A 16,956-nucleotide genomic window follows, 5' to 3' on the forward strand; every position below is an offset into this window, starting at 1 on the left:
AATGGACCATTTTCAACATTATATCGGCGGAGCTTTTTCGGACGGCGCGGCCAGATTTGATAGCGTTGATCCGGCCACAGGGCAGGTTTGGGCGACGATGCCGGAGGCGCGCGCAGAAGATGTAAACGCCGCGGTTGATGCTGCTGAGGCGGCATTTTATTGCGCTGAATGGGCATCCATGACAGCCACAGCGCGCGGCAAACTTCTTTATCGACTGGCCGATCTTTTGGCGGATAACGCAGCGCGCCTCGCTGAGTTGGAAACCCGGGACACCGGCAAGATTATCCGCGAAACCTCCGCGCAGATTGCCTATGTGGCAGAGTATTATCGCTATTATGCAGGGCTGGCGGACAAGATCGAAGGCGCGCACCTGCCGATCGACAAGCCGGACATGGACGTCTGGCTGCGGCGTGAACCAATCGGTGTGGTTGCGGCTGTTGTGCCATGGAATTCGCAATTGTTCCTCTCGGCGGTGAAGATCGGACCGGCGCTGGCTGCGGGATGTACCATGGTTGTGAAGGCGTCCGAGGAGGGGCCGGCCCCGATGCTGGAGTTTGCCCGCATTTTTGATCAGGCGGGCTTTCCGCCCGGCGTTCTCAATGTGATCACAGGATTTGGGCCCGAGTGCGGATCGGTTTTGACACGCCATCCCAAAATTGATCATGTCGCCTTTACCGGTGGGCCCGAAACCGCACGCCATGTGGTGCGCAACTCGGCTGAAAATCTGGCGTCAACATCGTTGGAGTTGGGCGGAAAATCTCCGTTTATTGTTTTCGAAGACGCCGACATAGAAAGTGCTGTGAACGCGCAGATTTCCGGTATTTTCGCCGCTTCCGGACAGAGTTGCGTCGCCGGTTCCAGGTTGGTTGTCTCAAACAAGATCAAGTCGGCATTCCTTGCGCGTCTAAAAGAAAAAGCCCAAGTGATTGCGATTGGTGCGCCGGATGATATGGCCACAGAGGTCGGACCGCTTTGCACCAAAAGGCAATGCGAAACCGCGCAGGATCTGGTCGATGCTTCTGTGGCTGTCGGTGCCGAGCTGGTTGTTGGCGGGCAGGCCTTGGATCGCGAGGGCTTTTATTTCCCTCCGACCATTCTGGATTGTTCAAACGCGCCGGATGCACCTTGTTTGACCAATGAGTTTTTTGGTCCGGTGTTGTCGGTCACTGGGTTTGACACAGAGGCGGAAGCCCTCGCCATTGCCAATGATACAGCGTTTGGTTTGGCCTCCGGCGTGTTCACCAAAGATCTGACACGCGCGCATCGCATGATCCGCGGAATTCGGGCGGGAATTGTCTGGGTCAATACCTATCGTGCCGTTAGCCCGATTGCGCCCTTTGGCGGGCATGGTCTGTCTGGGCACGGGCGCGAGGGCGGCATGCAGGCCGCCTTGGACTATACCAAGGTCAAGGCCGTTTGGCTGCGCACCAGCGACGATCCTATCCCTGATCCGTTTGTCATGCGTTGAGGGCGGGTTCTCTTTGGTAGTGGCACGGGAACAGGCAACGAATCGGGTTCACCTGAAAAAATATTGAGATGCCTCAAAGCCGAGCCTAACACATTGCATTGCTTGACGGACCGCGCGCGCTTCGGGCAGACTAAACAAAACATTTTAATATAGCTTTAGAAGGAGCATTCTGATGACAGACAGTTCCGAGGGCCAACAGCCAGCCTCCCGTCGGCGAGAGTGGATGGCATTCCTGTTTCTTACCTTGATCGTTTTACCGGCACTCGCGGTCGCGTTTGTCGGGGGTTATGGCTTTGTTGTGTGGATGTCCCACGTGATCAATGGCCCGCCGACCGCTGGGTACTGATCGCTTTTTCGCGGTCCACCATTCAACAATTTGAGAATTGAACCACCAAATTTGGAGCAGCTCCATGGGTATAGTAGGCGCAGCAAAGGGATTTTGGAGAACACTGCGGAAGCCACCCGCCACGATCAGCCTTGGCGTGCTGTCGGTCGGTGGCTTCATAACCGGTATCGTGTTCTGGGGCGGCTTCAACACAGCGTTGGAAGTCACTAACACAGAGGCGTTCTGTATCAGCTGTCACGAGATGCGTGACAACGTGTATCAAGAGCTTCAGGAAACGGTGCATTGGGAAAACCGCACAGGCGTCAGGGCGACCTGTCCGGATTGTCATGTTCCGCACGAGTGGACCAACAAAATTGCTCGAAAAATGCAGGCCAGCAAGGAAGTGTGGGGCGCCGTGTTCGGCACGATCAACACACGCGAAAAATTTCTCGCCAAACGTGAAGAGCTTGCGCGCCATGAATGGGCACGTCTTTCTGCAAATGGGTCGCTCGAGTGCCGGAATTGTCACGACTATGACAGCATGGACTGGGACAAAATGTCAGATGAAGCTGTGTTTTACATGCGTCCGGCGGCGGAACTCAATACAGGCTGTATTGAATGCCACAAGGGCATCGCGCACCACCTGCCAGAACGCTCCGCGGATTCAAGCCCGGTTGTTGCCGCATTGGAAGGACGTGCCGCAACAAGCCTGAGCGACGGTCAGGACTATTTTGCCTATCGGCCTGTCACGGTGTTTGCCGGCGAGGATATGGCGGAACCTGCTGGCCAGTTGAACCTTGCTGCGCGCATCGAGGTTCTGGAAACCAAAGGCGACAAAGTGCATTTCGAGATGAAGGCGTGGCGCAAGGACAAGGGTTACGGGCGCGTTCTGTATGATGATTTCGGCCTGAATGCGCGAGTCGCCGTTCTTGAGAAAGAGGCCGCGCAGAACGCGGAACTCGTTCAGGCAGGCACACCGCGCAACGACGACAACACCGGTTTGGATTGGAGCCAAGTCACGGTCAAGCTCTGGGCAGCAGCCGACGGGTTTGTGGCTGACGACGAACAATTGTGGGATGTCGCGGCGGAAAGCTACTCCAGTTCTTGCAGCAGCTGTCACGCGCAACCCGATCCGGATCACTTCTCGACCAATGCGTGGCCGGCGCTGTTTGCCGGTATGGTCGGATTTACCAATATGGATGCAACCGAACAGGAGTTGGTTCTGACCTATTTGCAGAACCATTCGTCTGACAACAGCGAGTCGCACTAAGGAGGCCACCATGACCACACGTCGTAATGTTCTAAAAGGTCTGGTCGCGGGTGGCGCGGCTACGCTGATGGGCCAAAGCCTGTTTGCAAAAGCTGCGCAAGCCGCCACCAGCAGTCAAGGCACCTGGCATGTGACCGGTTCACACTGGGGCGCCATTCGTGCCTTGGTGAAGGGCGGCAAAGTCACCGATGTGCAGCCTTTGGAAGATGATCCTTATCCCACTGATATGATCAAGGGCATCAAAGGCATCATCTATAGCCCGTCGCGGATCAAATACCCGATGGCGCGCGCCGATTGGCTCGACAATCGGGAAAATGCCGATCGCACAACCCGCGGCGACAACCGCTATGTGCGCATCACGTGGGACGAAGCGCTGGATCTGTTTTACGAAGAACTGGAGCGGGTGCAGACCACGCACGGGCCTTCGGGGTTGTTTGCTGGCGCGACCGGATGGCGTCAGACAGGGCTGTTTCATACCTGCATCAACCACATGAACCGCGCGGTTTCCATGCACGGGAACTATGTACGCAAGGTGGGAGACTATTCCACCGGTGCAGGTCAAACGATCCTGCCATATGTGATTGGTTCCACCGAAGTCTACGCGCAGGGGACATCGTGGCCTGTGATTTTGGAAAACGCGGACACTGTGGTTCTTTGGGCAAGTGATCCGCTTAAGAACCTTCAGGTCGGCTGGACCTGCGAAACCCATGAATCGCTGCCTTATCTGGATGAGTTGCGCGACAAGGTGGCCGCGGGCGAAATCCGTGTGATCAGCGTGGATCCGGTGCGTTCCAAGACCCAGAAACACCTGAATTCCGAGCATCTTTATGTGAACCCGATGACGGACGTGGCCTTCATGCTGGCCATTGCCCACACGCTTTATACCGAAGACCTGCACGACAAAGAGTTCCTCGATATCTATTCGCTCGGGTTTGACCAGTTCATCAGTTATGTCATGGGCGAAGGCGAGGATGCCACGGTCAAGACGCCTGAGTGGGCGGCCGAAATCTGTGGTGTGCCGGCCGAGGAAATCCGGTCGTTCGCCCGCCTGTTGGCATCAGGGCGCACACAGTTCCTCTTTGGGTGGTCGCTGCAACGCCAGCAACATGGTGAGCAGCCTTATTGGATGGGCACGATCCTTGCGTCGATGTTGGGTCAGATCGGCTTGCCCGGTGGTGGTGTAAGCTATTCGCACCACTACAGTGGTGTCGGTGTGCCGCAGACCGGTGCGAATATGCCGGGCGCGTTCCCGCTGAACTTGGATCTGGGCAAAACACCAAAACACGACCTCCACAATTACAAAGGGGCGAGCAATGTCATCCCTGTGGCGCGTTGGGTCGATATGCTGCTCAATCCTGGCGACAAAATTCAATACAATGGTCATGAGGTGACATATCCGGATGTGCGGATGGCGGTCTTTACCGGCTGTAACCCGTTCCACCATCATCAGGACCGGAACAAAATGCGCAAAGCATTCCGGCAACTTGAGACCGTTGTGGCGATAGATTTTGCATGGACGGCGACCTGTCGTCATGCCGATCTTGTCCTGCCTGCCTGCACGCAGTTCGAGCGCAACGATATGGACACCTACGGGGCCTATTCCAACACGGGCGTTGTCGCGATGCGCAAGCTTGTGGATCCGCTCTATCAGTCCAAAACCGACTATGAAATTTTCACGGGGCTGACTGATCGCTTCGGGCGTGCCGAGGAATACACCCGTGGCATGACCGAAATGCAATGGCTGCGCCAGATGTATGACACAACCAAAGCGGCCAATGACGGGCGTTTTGAGATGCCGGATTTTGACCAGTTCTGGGAAGACGGCATGGTGCGGTTCCAGCGGGGCGAAAACTGGGTACGCCACGCAGCGTTCCGCGAAGACCCCGAGATCAATGCGCTGGGCACGCCGTCAGGATTTATCGAAATCTCCAGCCGGACCATCGAGAAATTTGGCTATGATGATTGCGGCGCCCATCCCAAGTGGATGGAGAAGGCCGAACGTTCCCACGGGGGGCCGAATTCGGACAGGTTCCCGATCTGGCTGCAAAGCTGCCACCCAGACCAACGCCTGCATTCGCAGATGTGTGAAAGCGATGAATATCGCGCCACCTATGCGGTCCAGGGTCGCGAGCCGGTGTACATTAGCCCTGAAGACGCTGCCAATCGCGGGATCAATGACGGCGATATCGTGCGCGTGTTTAACGACCGTGGACAACTATTGGCTGGCGCGCGTGTGTCTGAAGATTATCCGCAGGGTGTAGTGCGTATCCATGAAGGTGCTTGGTACGGACCAGTGGACGCCAGCATCGGTGCGCTGGATACCTATGGGGATCCCAACACCGTGACGATGGATGTGGGTGCTTCGAAACTGTCACAAGCCACCTCGGCGAACACTTGTCTCGTGGAGATCGAAAAGTTCGAAGGTGTGGCGCCGCCGGTGACATCCTTTGGTGGACCGATCGAGGAATCCCTCTGAATGAAAGATGGGATTGAAGACGAGATCGCCTTGGGTCATCCCGAGGTCTGCCGTTGGTTGGCGCAGTTGTTTCTGTTTGAAGTAACGGCGGATCAGATGGCGGCGTATCAAAGCGGCGCAGCTGAACCGTTTCTCGACTGTATGGCGTCGGTGTGTGAAATCACCGAAGGCCGTGCGGCTTTTGAGGCGGCAATTGTAGGGTGGGGCGATCTCGAAACCCCGCTGCGCACGGTCGCGGCAGATTACGCAGCGCTGTTTCTGTTGGGAGAGAAAGCCAACGCGCAACCCTATGCCAGCCTGTTTTCTGAAGGGACCGGACAGGTTTTTGGAGCGGCCCATGATCGCATGGTTGCGCGGCTTTCGTCGCAGGGATTGGGGCTTTCGGCCCCGACAAATGAACCGGCGGATCATATCTCGTTTTTGCTGGAATACCTGTCGGTGCTGCTTGGATCGCCAAAATCCGGTCAAGAAACGCCTGCGGATTTCCTGAATGCAGAGATCCTGCCGTGGTTTGATCGGTGGGCCCAAGCTGCGTCGCGTGTGCCGGTCCGCAGTCGGTTTTACCCCGAATTGATATCCCTTTCTCAGCGCTATTTGGCGGCGTTGGCAAAGGAGTGAGCCGCAGCCGGTTGCGACTTTCCAGCTCGCCTCGGATCAGGGCAACAAAACAATGGCGGCGTGTCTTGGACACGCCGCCATATTCTTTTGGGGAACTTGCTCAAAAGGCTGTGTCAGGACGTGATGCGCCCGCCTGAGGCGTCAAACCTGTATCGCCGGTCCTCCGGCGCTGTCAGCGACAGGGCTTCGCCCTGCTTGACCGGAAATTGCCCGAACATGCGCACGGTGATCGTGTGCCCGTCCATTTCGGCCACAACGTTGGTGTCGCCGCCCAGTTCCTCAACATGCCGCACTGTCGCTTTCAGCGGACCGCTGCCGCTGGCCTTCAGGTCTTCGGGGCGGATGCCGATTGTGTGGGATCCGTCTTCGCCAAGAACACTTGCAGGCAGGAAATTCATTGCCGGTGATCCAAGGAAGCCAGCAACAAATTTGTTGGCGGGGTTGTTATAAAGCTCCATCGGAGAGCCGACCTGTTCGACGCGGCCATCGCGCAGCACGACAATCTTGTCCGCCAAGGTCATGGCCTCGGTCTGATCATGGGTCACATAGATCATCGAGGCGCTGAGTTGCGCATGAAGGTTGGCAATTTCGATGCGGGTGTTCATGCGCAGGGCCGCGTCAAGGTTCGAGAGTGGTTCGTCAAAAAGGAAAAGGCGCGGATGGCGCACGATTGCCCGCCCAATCGCAACCCGTTGCCGTTGACCACCTGACAGCTCAGACGGGTAGCGCTCAAGATAGTCCTCAAGGTTGAGCATCCGGCTGGCTTCGCTGACACGCTCTTCGATCACCTCTTTGGGCTGTTTCTCCTGCTTGAGCGCCAGTGTCATGTTCTTGCGCACGTTCAGGTGCGGATAAAGCGCGTAGGACTGGAACACCATCGCGATGCCGCGCTTGGAGGGCGGTGTGGTGTTGACCAGATCATCCCCGATGCGGACCTCGCCGGAACTGGCGTCCTCCAGCCCCGCGATGACCCGGAGCAAAGTGGATTTGCCGCAACCCGAGGGGCCGACGAAGACCACGAATTCGCCGTCCTCGATGTCGATGTTGATGTCTTTCAGGACGTGAACGTCACCAAAGGACTTGTTCACGTTTCTCAGAGTCAGCGCCGTCATTGGGTCGCCTCCTTCAGATTTACGGGTTTTCCGGTTCGAACGCTTTCATCGGCGGCCAGACATATGGCCAGAGATTGCACCGCGTCTTGCATGTGGCGAGTGAGGTCGATGTCTTCAGCGACGGCACGCAGCATATAGGCCTGTTCAGCATCACAAAGTTCCTGATGCCCTGGTTCATCGGGCAAATTGATCAGGGTGTCGCCATCGCGGCGGTGAACCAACAGGCCGCCAACTTTGGTGTGACCGTCCACATCCGAACTGCCTGCTTTGTCAGCTTCGGTGATCGACACGGACCCATTGGGCGAAATCACGTCTTTCACAAAAAACGCAGTTTCCGACATCATCGGCCCCCATCCGGCCTCGTACCAACCGACGGAGCCGTCATCGAACGTCACCTGAAACTGGCCATAGTTGTACATGTCCTCGGCGATTTCGTCCGAAAGCCGTAGCCCCATACCGTTCACGCTCACCGGCTTGGCGTCGGTGATCTGGCACCACATATCCACGTAATGCACGCCGCAATCCACGATGGGGGCAGTGGTCTGCATCAGAGCCTTGTGGGTGTCCCATTCCGCCCCTTTGCTTTGTTGGTTGAGGTTCATGCGAAAGACGTAAGGCCCGCCCAAAGCACGCGCCTCTTTGATCAGGCGCACCCAAGACGGGTGATGGCGCAGGATATAGCCGACCACCAGTTTGCGGCCCAGACGCGTGGCGGTGTCCACAACACGCTGCGCATCTTCAACGGTTGTCGCAAGCGGCTTTTCAACGAACACATGCGCGCCTGCTTCCATCGCCGCGACAGCATAATCCGCGTGGCTGTCCGAATAGGTCGCGATCACCACAAGGTCGGGCTTGGTGTCAGCCAATGCCGCGTGAAAATCGGTGAACACCGGATAACTCGCCAGATCGGCATGCGCCACGGCACCGGATCGGTTCACCAGACCGACAATTTCGGCACCCTCGTGGTGGTGGTGGGCCAATGCGTGGCTGAGGCCCATATTGCCCAATCCTGCAATCAACACTCGGGTCATTTGACGGCTCCTGAGGTGATGCCGCGGATCAGCTGGCGCGAGAAGATCACGTAAAGGATCAGCACCGGAATGATGGCCATCGACAGGGCTGATAGAACCGCGTTCCAGTTGGTTACGAACTGCCCGATAAAGACCTGGCTGCCGAGCGTCAGGGTTTTGACTTCTTCGGCAGGGGCAAGGATCAGCGGAAACCAGAGGTCGTTCCAGATCGGGATCATGTTGAACACCGCGACCGTCGCCATGGCCGGGCGCACAAGAGGCAGCGCCAGTTTGAAGAAGATTGCGTATTCCGAAAGTCCGTCGATACGGCCCGCGTTCTTGAGGTCATCTGACACGTTGCGCATGAACTCGGACAGGATGAACACCGCCAGCGGCAATCCTTGCGCCGTGTAAACAAGGATCAGCGCCCAAAGTGTGTTCACAAGGCCGGTGGCCACCATCATTTCAAGGATTGCAACGGTGCCGATGCGGATCGGGATCATGATGCCAAGCGCCAGATAGAGCCCCATCAAAGTGTTGCCCTTGAACCGATACTCGCTGAGCGCGAAGGCAGCCATCGCGCCAAATAGCAGCACGAAGAACAGCGAGGCCACCGTGACAATGAAACTGTTCTGGAAGTAGAGGAAGAAATCCCCCTGCTTCAGCACGGTTTCATAGCCGATTAGTGAGAAGCTTTCGGAGTTTGGCAAGGCCAGCGGTTCGCGGAAGATGGCTTTGCGGGTTTTGAAGCTGTTGATCAGGATCACAAACACGGGGAACAGCGCGATCAGTGTATAAAGGATCAATGCGCCATGCATCAGCGTGGTGTTGAGCGGGTTGGAACGAGCTTTGTTCATTGATCCGTCCTCACATCTGATACCGACGCATGCGCGTCTGGATGCCAAAGAGATAGATGCAAACCCCGACCAGAATGATCGCAAACATGGCGCCGGCGATGGCGGAGCCCATGTGCGGGTCGCCTAGTTGCAGCTGGAAGCCGAAGAAGGTGCGATACATGAAGGTGCCAAGGATATCGGTTGAGAAATCCGGCCCAGCGAGCGCGCCTTGGGTGGTGTAGATCAGGTCAAAGGCGTTGAAATTGCCCACAAATGTCAGGATCGAGATGATGCCGATCGAGGGCAGAATGAGCGGAAGCTTGATCTTCCAGAAAGCTGCAAAGCCGGTGATGCCGTCAATTTCCCCTGCTTCGAGAATTTCTTCAGGAATGGTCAGGAGGGCGGCATAGATCAGCATCATCGGGATGCCGACGAACTGCCAGACAGATACAAGCGCAAGGGTGGTCAGAGCGTATTCTTCTTTTCCGAGCCACGGGGCAAAAAGCGACTTGAGGCCCACCATATCAAGCATATCGGGCGCGATGCCCCAAATAGGGGACAGGATCAGTTTCCATGCAAAGCCGACGATCACGAAAGACAGGATCGTGGGGATGAAGATGGCAGAACGATAAAGCGCGGCAAAGCGCAGTCGCGGGTGGCTGAGGATCGCGGCAAGGGCAACGCCGATGGGGTTTTGCACCAGCATGTGAACGATGAAGAACCAGAAATTATTTCCAAGCGCATTCCAGAATTGCTCGGACCAGATCGGGTCAAAAAACAGAGTCCGGAAGTTCTCCATCCCCACAAAAATACGCTCTTGGTCGATCCGGCTATAAAGCGCGAGCCGCAGAGTGTTGAAGAGCGGAAAGATCATTACCGCGGTGTAAACCAGCACTGCAGGGGCCAGAAACACGACGATGTGCCATCTGATGCGTCGGGGTTGCATAAGAGAGATACTCCTTAGGATACCGGGCGGCACAGGGCCGCCCGGAGGTCAGCAACAGCAGGGAGACTTACTGTTGCGGGGCATACCAGCTGGCAAGACCTTCTTGCAGCTTGGCGCCCAGTGCTTCGGGGGTTTCTGTGCCTTTGATTGCAGCCACAGACGCGCCCCAGGTGTCATTTTCCAAGTTCGGCGTGCCGCGCGACAGGATCTGATAAGTGGAGCGGATGGTGCTTTCACACTCGCCACGCCAGCTTACAAATTCTTTCGCCAGCGGGTCTTCGATCTCGACCGGTGCGTTGGACAACGGATAGAAGCCCGGCAGTGCGTTGGCGAAGATTGTTGCGAATTCGGTGCTTCCGACCCACGCAAGGAAGGTACGTGCGGCCTCTGCGTTCGGGCTCGCGGCGTTCATGCCGATGCCGATGTCGGTGTGGTCAGAGATGTAGCAGGTGTCGCCTGCGTTCATGACCGGCGGCTTGAAGGCGCCCATCTCAAAGTCGGCGAGGTTGTTGAAGCCCGAAACTTCCCAGCTGCCTGCCGGATAAACTGCTGCGCGGCCCAGTGTGAACAGGTTCTGGCTGTCGGGATAGGTCTGTGCTTCGTAGCCGTCGCCCAGATAGTCGGCCCATTTGGCCAGCGTGGCATAAGGTGCAACCCACTGTTCGTCGGTCAGCTTCTGCTCACCTGCAATCAACGCACGGCGGCCTTCTTCACCCTTCCAGTAGTTCGGACCGATGTTGTTGTAGCCCATCGTCGCGGCTTCCCACTGGTCGTTGGTGCCCATCGCCATCGGGATATAGTTGCCGTCCGCCTTGAAGGCTTCCAGTGCGGCAAAGAACTCGGCTTCGGTTGTCGGCGCCTCAAGGCCCAGTTCGGCAAAGGCGTCTTTGTTGTAGATAAAGCCGTGGATCACCGATGCCATCGGAACGCAGAAGCTGGCGGAGCCGTCGTCGGTCTGCCACGCGGATTTTGCCACGTCGGAGAAGTTGCCCATGGCGTCCATGTCGCTCAGATCGCTCAGGTGGCCCGCGTCATAGAGCGCCAGTGATGCGTCAAACGGGCGACAGGTGATCAGGTCACCGGCGGAGCCTGCTTCCAGTTTGGAGTTCAGGATTGCGTTGTACTCGGCGGGGGCCGACGGGGTGAATTTCACTTTGATGCCGGGGTTGGCGGCTTCGAACGCGGGAATAATCTGTTCCTGCCAAAGCGCTAGGTCGTCGTTGCGCCAGCTTTCGATCGTCAGCGTGACGTCGTCGGCATATGCCGTCGTGGCAACCAGCGCGGTGCTGGCCAGTGCCATCTTTAGGATGTTGCGTGTCATGGTGTCCTCCCAGGGTTGGTTTTTTGATTTAGGTCAGTTGGTTGAGCGCTTTGCGCAGATTGCCGTCCGCCTCCTCCAAAAGGCGGAGGGCAGTGGATGGTAGATCTACGCCTGAGGCGCAAAGAACGGCGGCTTTGACGTCGCCGTTCGTGGCTTGCAGGGCACTTGCAGCGACTTCGTCGGCGCTGCCCGCAATGGTTTTTACAATGGTCTTCGCGCGTTCTCGCAGCTTGATGTTGTCTGCACGCAGATTGACCATCATCCCGTCATGCACATGGCCAAGTTTTACAGCCATGAGCGTCGACATCATATTGAGAGCGATCTTCTGAGCGGTTCCGGCGCCCATCCGTGTAGAGCCCGAAAGCACCTCCGGCGGGGTTTCCAGGCAAATCGCAATATCTGATTCAAGAAGTAAAGCCGAGCCGGAATTGTTGGCAATCCCGATCACCGTCGCCCCCGCCCTTTGAGCGATTTCTTGCGCGGCAAGGGTATAAGGCGTTGTTCCGCTTGCCGAAACTGCAATCACGGTGTCTTTCGTGCCAAGATCCGCGAGGGCATTCGCCAAAGCGTCTGTGGCGTCTTCCGTGTCACCTGGCATGTCTGCCGATTGTGGAATGCCGCCAGCCATATGAATGCGAATTTGTTTGCTGGGAATGCCAAAAGTGCCGCCCAATTCCATCGCATCGGCTGCAGCCATCAGCCCCGAGGAGCCAGCTGCAACATAATGCAATGTTCCGCCTGTCTTGATTGTTGCGGCCATGGCTTCGCTGCCAGCGGCAATGTCTCTGCTTGCAGGAAGAGTGGCTCGTGCGGCCTCAGCCTGTGCCTCGGCCAGAATCTCGGCAATCTCAGTCAGCGGGCGTGCGTCCAGCCCAGCTGCGCTTGCATGGATTTGCTCTGTGACCTTGGCAGACACGTGATTCCCCCTTTGATTGCGGTTGAGAATACCTTTTAGATACCATTTGTCTACCATTTTGTTTCGGGTTCGCCAATTCTGCCTGAAAACTGCGAATTGGGATGGTTTTTGGGTTCACAGATCGCAATAGGTATTATATAGGTATGCATATGATGAAATCGCATACCACTCCGGTTCTGGCCATAGATGGCGGCGGCACGCGCTGCCGTATCGCCTTACGTGGCGTAGGAAATTTCACGCGCGTTGAGACTGGTTCCGCCAATGTATCCACCAATTTTGAGGCGGCGATTCGGGAAATCCTTTCTGGTTTGACGCAACTCGCGAAGGAATCGGGCGTGGCGATGCAAAGGCTTTGTTCAATTCCCGCCTATGCGGGGTTGGCCGGTGTGACCGGCGCAGCCATTGCAGGCCGCGTCGCGGCCGCTTTGCCGCTGCAACACATCAGGGTTGAGGATGACCGGCCCTCCGCTCTGCGTGGGGCCGTCGGAGCAGGGGATGGCTTTGTGGCGCATTGCGGCACTGGGTCATTTGTCGCTGCGCGGGTAGATGGAATTGTAAGGCTGGCAGGTGGCTGGGGATCCGTGTTGGGGGATCCGTCTTCGGCACAATGGGTCGGGCGGCAAGCTCTGGCGCGGACATTGGTCATTGCAGATGGATTGGCGGATGTCTCTGAATTGTCGGCGTCCATGATGGACAGGTTTGGCGGGACGGCAGGCATTGTGGCTTTTGCTGCGTCGGCGTCGCCCGCGGAATTTGGCGAGTTGGCTCCGGCGGTTTCAAAGGCGGCTGCAAATGGTGACACGCTGGCGTTGTCCGTCATGCAGGATGCTGCTTTCGAAATGGCTGAAACGCTGCGAAAAATGGGTTGGCGAGACGGTTTTCCGATCTGCCTGACAGGAGGCATCGGTCCAATTTATGCAGGGTATTTGCCTGCGGATATGCGGGCCTGCCTGACCCCCAAGCAGGGTGAGCCGATGGATGGGGCATTGTCGCTGGCCGAAGATTTCAGCAGGGAGGTTGCCGATGGAGGTCACTGACTTTCTTCAGCCAAAAGAATGGCTTGGGCGCACGTCCGGCCCGCGTTACGTGCAGCTCCGTCACCGTTTGGAGGAGGGGATTTCCTCTGGTGTTCTGCCGCCAAACAGCTCCCTTCCACCAGAGCGGGAAATTGCGGAAATCACGGAGTTGTCCCGTGTGACTGTGCGCAAGGCCATTCAGGAATTGGTCAAACAAGGCGCGATTGAACAGCGTCAGGGGTCGGGCTCGTTTGTGCGTGCGCCGGTAGAGAAGGTGGAGCAATCGCTTTCTCATCTTACGTCCTTCACCGAGGACATGAAGCGCCGCGGCAAGGATACCACATCCAAGTGGTTGGAGAGAGGCGTCTTTATGCCCTCACCGGACGAAGTCGTTGCCCTTGGGCTTGCGGCGGGAGACTCGGTTTCGCGGATTTATCGACTGCGCGAAGCGGGAGGGCAGCCGATGGCGCTTGAGCGCGCGTCGTTGCCGCTGGATATCCTGCCGAACCCGACCGAAGTCACCACCTCTCTTTATGCTGTACTGGAGCGCAACGGCATGCGTCCGGTACGGGCTGTGCAAAAAATCTCTGCCATCAATCTTGAACCTTTGGAGGCGGAATTGCTTGGGGTTGCGGAGGGCACCGCCGGTCTGTCGATCCAGCGCACCTCTTATCTTGAAAGCGGCCGCGTGGCCGAATTGACCCGATCTTTGTATCGCGGGGACGCCTACGATTTCGTGGCGGAACTGCGCCTCTCCTCCTGACCCTTTTTCTGCGAAAGGCTGCCAAAATGTCTGCTGATACCGCGACCCGCATGAAGCGTGAAATTCTGGAAATTCCGGAGGCTGTAGAGCGTCTGTTAAACGTCGGTAAAACGTCGGTGCAAACCACGGCCGCAGAAATTCGTGAAAGGGATCCGCTGTTTTTGTTGTCGGTGGCGCGCGGGTCATCCGATCACGCGGCCAGCTTCATGAAGTACGCGAGCGAGTTGTTGCTTGGATTGCCGATGGCCTCCGTCGGGCCGTCGATCAAGTCCATCTATGGCGTGGACGTGGCAGGCGAGGGGGCTCTGTGCATATCGGTGTCGCAGTCCGGCCAAAGCCCTGACATTGTGCGTCTGACCGAAGCTTTTGGCAAAACCGGTGCCTATACGGTGGCTGTGACCAATGATGTGACCTCTCCGTTGGCAGTCGCAACAAATGCGACTCTCGACATTCATGCGGGACCGGAGCTCTCGGTTGCTGCGACCAAGACATTTGTGACGTCCATGGTGGCGGGCCTTTGGTTGCTGGCGGAGATGAAAGGCGATGCGGATTTGCTTGGGGCGATCCATGCATTGCCGGAGCATTTGGCGAAAGCGACTCAATGCGACTGGTCTTCGGTGGTGGATGCGGTGGACGGCCGGTCCCTGTTTGCGCTGGGGCGAGGGCCGAGTTGGGCTGTGTCAAATGAGGCCGCTCTGAAGTTCAAGGAAACCTGCCAGATCCATGCCGAGAGCTATTCGACAGCCGAAGTGTTGCACGGGCCGGTTTCGATTGTGGAAAGCGGATTTCCGGTGATTGCCTTCGCTGCGGGCGACGCCGCAGAAGACAGTGTTGCCGAGGTCGCGGATGCCTTGGTTGCCAAAGGCGCCAATGTGTTTGCCACCACCAACAAGGTCAAGCAGGCGGCCACGCTGCCGCATGTGCGCACGGATCATTGGATCACCGATCCGATTGCCGTCATCGTATCGTTTTACGGCATGGTGGAGCAGGTCGCAGCAGCTCGTGGCATCAACCCGGATGCACCGCGCCACCTTAAGAAAGTGACGGAAACCGTATGACATCTGGCATGACGACATTCCGCGGCGGTCCGATCTTTGACGGGGAAGCCTTGCATCAAGGTTGGGCCGCGCAATTTGATGCCGGCCGGCTTGTGGCTATGGGGCCAGAGGCAAGCGTCACTGGCGGTCATGTCGTGGATCTGGCGGGGGATATTCTGTCGCCGGGGTATGTGGATGTGCAGGTCAACGGCGGCGACGGGCTTATGTTGAATGATGCGCCCACAGTGGCAACGTTGGCGCGCATGGCCAAAGCACACCGCAGTCTTGGCTGCCAAACGATCCTGCCGACCCTTATTACCGACACTCCGGAAAAAACGCGCGCCACAATTGCGGCGGCCGTTTCGGCGATCGAACAGGGCGTTGCAGGCATCGGAGGGCTTCACCTTGAGGGGCCACATTTGTCAGTTGCCCGCAAGGGCGCGCATGATGCGGCCTTGATCCGCAAGATGGAAGACGCCGACCTTGCCGAGTTGCTGAGCGCGGCGGACAAGCTGCCGGCGCTGATGGTGACTGTGGCGCCGGAGACGGTGTCTGTTGCTCAGGTTCAGGCTTTGCATGAAGCGGGCATTGTGGTGTCCCTTGGGCACACGGATGCGCCGTTTGACACCTGCATGGATTATTTTGCCGCCGGTGCCACCTGTGCCACCCACCTTTTTAACGCCATGAGCCAGATGGGCAATCGCGAGCCCGGACTGGTGGGCGCGGTTCTTGCGTCGGGATCGGTGTCGGCCGGCCTGATTGCGGATGGGGTGCATGTGCACCCGCAATCGGTGCGCGCGGCATGGGATGCCAAACGCGGCCCGGGGCGGATTTTTCTTGTGAGTGATGCGATGGCCGTTGCCGGCACCGATTTGACGGGCTTTGAGCTTGAGGGGCGGCACATCGCACGGCGCGACGGGCAATTGACGCTTGAGGACGGCACGCTCGCGGGCGCGGATCTGGATCTGACAACTGCGATTCGGGTCATGGTGCGCGATGTCGGCGTGTCCCTTGAGGCCGCATTGCATGCCGCAACAGCTGGCCCAGCATGCGTTGTCGGGCTTGATTCTGTCGGGCGACTCAGAGAGGGCGTGCTTATCTCAGATGTGATCAGACTGGGGGCGGATCTGGAAACAGTTCGCAGCGCCACAGCTTAAGACGTATTTTCTCATCGGCAAAATTTTGCCGGAAAAGTACGGTAAGTTGTTGATAAATAGTTAATTTTTGAGGATTTTGGAGGTTGGTCGCTCTATTTTCGAGGGCGGCGCTTGATGCAGGTCAATGTCGATCCAAGCTATGCCCAATAATTGAGCAGGATACCGTCGAAAGGACGATGTCTTGCACCGCGCCGCTAAGCGTCAATCAAACATTCTCGGATCCCTCGTGGGGTGTCTTGTCTTGCTGCTCTTTGTGGCAAAGCTGGTCATGCCTCAGATGGGTCACGCGGGTGTGGTGGGCGCAATGGCCGATGATTTGATCGTGATCTGTGGCACAGACGGCGCCAAGCTGGTGCGCATTTTGCCGAACGGCGACGCAGAAGAGGTTACCTCGGAGCGCGGTCCAAGCGAGCCGTGCCCGAAGTGTCTGACGTGCGACTGGTGTGTGAGTGTAACCGGCGGCGAAACTCTTGCTGCCGTGGACATGGCGTTCCCGAAACCTGAAATCGGCAATCAGCTCTGGCGCATCCTTGAAGATACGAGCCAAGCGCATTTGCAGCTGATTGTTCCACAAGTCCGTGGCCCCCCATCGCATAAGCCTTTCTCCATCTGGGCATCCCTGTCCCAGACGAAAACCGCTTTGGGCCACACCAAAATTGAGGCCCCGGCATGAGACAAAAAATCT

General features: G+C 57.5%; 16 protein-coding genes. 10 read left to right on the forward strand and 6 right to left on the reverse strand.

Features of this window, described 5'->3' with window-relative positions; translation table 11 throughout:
- Position 1 precedes the first annotated feature (1 nt).
- The 5 genes from BM069_RS14815 (at position 2) to BM069_RS14835 (ending at position 6,157) form a co-directional block, all read left to right on the forward strand.
- The gene (locus tag BM069_RS14815; RefSeq protein ID WP_093324832.1) at positions 2-1,468 is read left to right on the forward strand and encodes an aldehyde dehydrogenase; all 1,467 of its coding nucleotides are present in this window, start codon (positions 2-4) and stop codon (positions 1,466-1,468) included.
- A gap of 172 nt (positions 1,469-1,640) precedes the next feature.
- Entirely contained in the window at positions 1,641-1,814 is a 174-nt protein-coding gene (locus BM069_RS14820) for a periplasmic nitrate reductase, NapE protein (protein ID WP_093324833.1), read from the forward strand.
- Between the two features lie 64 nt (positions 1,815-1,878).
- A complete protein-coding gene (torC, locus tag BM069_RS14825) occupies positions 1,879-3,063 on the forward strand; it encodes a pentaheme c-type cytochrome TorC (RefSeq protein ID WP_093324835.1) in 1,185 nt (394 codons plus the stop codon).
- Positions 3,064-3,073: 10 nt separating this feature from the next.
- Entirely contained in the window at positions 3,074-5,539 is a 2,466-nt protein-coding gene (torA, locus tag BM069_RS14830) for a trimethylamine-N-oxide reductase TorA (RefSeq protein ID WP_093324836.1), read from the forward strand.
- Positions 5,540-6,157 carry a molecular chaperone TorD family protein gene (locus BM069_RS14835; RefSeq protein WP_093324838.1) on the forward strand — a complete coding sequence of 206 codons (618 nt, stop codon included), beginning with the start codon at positions 5,540-5,542 and terminating at the stop codon, positions 6,155-6,157. It abuts the gene before it with no gap.
- Positions 6,158-6,270: 113 nt separating this feature from the next.
- On the opposite strand, the gene BM069_RS14840 is transcribed toward BM069_RS14835, so the two are convergent.
- The 6 genes from BM069_RS14840 to BM069_RS14865 all read right to left on the reverse strand — a co-directional run bounded on the left by BM069_RS14840 (position 6,271) and on the right by BM069_RS14865 (position 12,298).
- Positions 6,271-7,269 carry an ABC transporter ATP-binding protein gene (locus BM069_RS14840; protein WP_093324839.1) on the reverse strand — a complete coding sequence of 333 codons (999 nt, stop codon included), beginning with the start codon at positions 7,267-7,269 and terminating at the stop codon, positions 6,271-6,273.
- On the reverse strand, positions 7,266-8,300 hold the full coding sequence (locus BM069_RS14845) for a Gfo/Idh/MocA family protein (protein ID WP_093324842.1): 1,035 nt from the start codon (positions 8,298-8,300) through the stop codon (positions 7,266-7,268). Before BM069_RS14845 ends, BM069_RS14840 begins: the two co-directional genes overlap by 4 nt.
- Positions 8,297-9,136, reverse strand: coding sequence for a carbohydrate ABC transporter permease (locus BM069_RS14850; protein ID WP_093324843.1), 840 nt, complete (start codon positions 9,134-9,136; stop codon positions 8,297-8,299). Before BM069_RS14850 ends, BM069_RS14845 begins: the two co-directional genes overlap by 4 nt.
- Before the next feature lie 10 nt (positions 9,137-9,146).
- Positions 9,147-10,061, reverse strand: coding sequence for a carbohydrate ABC transporter permease (locus tag BM069_RS14855; protein WP_093324845.1), 915 nt, complete (start codon positions 10,059-10,061; stop codon positions 9,147-9,149).
- Positions 10,062-10,128: 67 nt separating this feature from the next.
- Entirely contained in the window at positions 10,129-11,382 is a 1,254-nt protein-coding gene (locus BM069_RS14860) for an ABC transporter substrate-binding protein (protein ID WP_093324846.1), read from the reverse strand.
- Between the two features lie 28 nt (positions 11,383-11,410).
- Positions 11,411-12,298 (reverse strand): N-acetylmuramic acid 6-phosphate etherase, encoded by an 888-nt coding sequence (locus BM069_RS14865; RefSeq protein ID WP_244503635.1) that lies wholly within the window; start codon positions 12,296-12,298, stop codon positions 11,411-11,413.
- Between the two features lie 149 nt (positions 12,299-12,447).
- Here BM069_RS14865 and BM069_RS14870 point away from each other — a divergent pair, with 149 nt between their 5' ends.
- From BM069_RS14870 to BM069_RS14890, 5 genes are all read left to right on the forward strand, one after another.
- Positions 12,448-13,335, forward strand: coding sequence for a glucosamine kinase nucleotide-binding domain-containing protein (locus BM069_RS14870; protein WP_093324985.1), 888 nt, complete (start codon positions 12,448-12,450; stop codon positions 13,333-13,335).
- Positions 13,322-14,077: a GntR family transcriptional regulator gene (locus BM069_RS14875; protein ID WP_093324849.1), complete on the forward strand. Its 756-nt coding sequence runs from the start codon at positions 13,322-13,324 to the stop codon at positions 14,075-14,077. The genes BM069_RS14870 and BM069_RS14875 overlap by 14 nt, the downstream gene beginning before the upstream one ends.
- A 26-nt stretch (positions 14,078-14,103) precedes the next feature.
- On the forward strand, positions 14,104-15,135 hold the full coding sequence (locus BM069_RS14880; protein ID WP_093324851.1) for an SIS domain-containing protein: 1,032 nt from the start codon (positions 14,104-14,106) through the stop codon (positions 15,133-15,135).
- Complete coding sequence (gene nagA, locus BM069_RS14885; protein WP_093324853.1) at positions 15,132-16,271, forward strand: N-acetylglucosamine-6-phosphate deacetylase; 1,140 nt, start codon at positions 15,132-15,134, stop codon at positions 16,269-16,271. Before BM069_RS14880 ends, nagA begins: the two co-directional genes overlap by 4 nt.
- 226 nt (positions 16,272-16,497) lie before the next feature.
- Positions 16,498-16,944: a DUF2946 family protein gene (locus BM069_RS14890; protein ID WP_093324854.1), complete on the forward strand. Its 447-nt coding sequence runs from the start codon at positions 16,498-16,500 to the stop codon at positions 16,942-16,944.
- Positions 16,945-16,956: the final 12 nt, after the last annotated feature.

The organism is Shimia haliotis, assembly GCF_900114415.1.
GTDB classification, from domain to species: Bacteria; Pseudomonadota; Alphaproteobacteria; order Rhodobacterales; family Rhodobacteraceae; genus Shimia; species Shimia haliotis.

Excerpts from the sequence above, each read along its gene's own strand:
- BM069_RS14815 (WP_093324832.1), top strand. The coding sequence starts at position 2 with ATGGACCATTTTCAACATTATATCGGCGGAGCTTTTTCGGACGGCGCG.
- BM069_RS14820 (WP_093324833.1), top strand. The coding sequence starts at position 1,641 with ATGACAGACAGTTCCGAGGGCCAACAGCCAGCCTCCCGTCGGCGAGAG.
- torC (WP_093324835.1), top strand. The coding sequence starts at position 1,879 with ATGGGTATAGTAGGCGCAGCAAAGGGATTTTGGAGAACACTGCGGAAG.
- torA (WP_093324836.1), top strand. The coding sequence starts at position 3,074 with ATGACCACACGTCGTAATGTTCTAAAAGGTCTGGTCGCGGGTGGCGCG.
- BM069_RS14835 (WP_093324838.1), top strand. The coding sequence starts at position 5,540 with ATGAAAGATGGGATTGAAGACGAGATCGCCTTGGGTCATCCCGAGGTC.
- BM069_RS14840 (WP_093324839.1), bottom strand. The coding sequence starts at position 7,269 with ATGACGGCGCTGACTCTGAGAAACGTGAACAAGTCCTTTGGTGACGTT.
- BM069_RS14845 (WP_093324842.1), bottom strand. The coding sequence starts at position 8,300 with ATGACCCGAGTGTTGATTGCAGGATTGGGCAATATGGGCCTCAGCCAC.
- BM069_RS14850 (WP_093324843.1), bottom strand. The coding sequence starts at position 9,136 with ATGAACAAAGCTCGTTCCAACCCGCTCAACACCACGCTGATGCATGGC.
- BM069_RS14855 (WP_093324845.1), bottom strand. The coding sequence starts at position 10,061 with ATGCAACCCCGACGCATCAGATGGCACATCGTCGTGTTTCTGGCCCCT.
- BM069_RS14860 (WP_093324846.1), bottom strand. The coding sequence starts at position 11,382 with ATGACACGCAACATCCTAAAGATGGCACTGGCCAGCACCGCGCTGGTT.
- BM069_RS14870 (WP_093324985.1), top strand. The coding sequence starts at position 12,448 with ATGATGAAATCGCATACCACTCCGGTTCTGGCCATAGATGGCGGCGGC.
- BM069_RS14875 (WP_093324849.1), top strand. The coding sequence starts at position 13,322 with ATGGAGGTCACTGACTTTCTTCAGCCAAAAGAATGGCTTGGGCGCACG.
- BM069_RS14880 (WP_093324851.1), top strand. The coding sequence starts at position 14,104 with ATGTCTGCTGATACCGCGACCCGCATGAAGCGTGAAATTCTGGAAATT.
- nagA (WP_093324853.1), top strand. The coding sequence starts at position 15,132 with ATGACATCTGGCATGACGACATTCCGCGGCGGTCCGATCTTTGACGGG.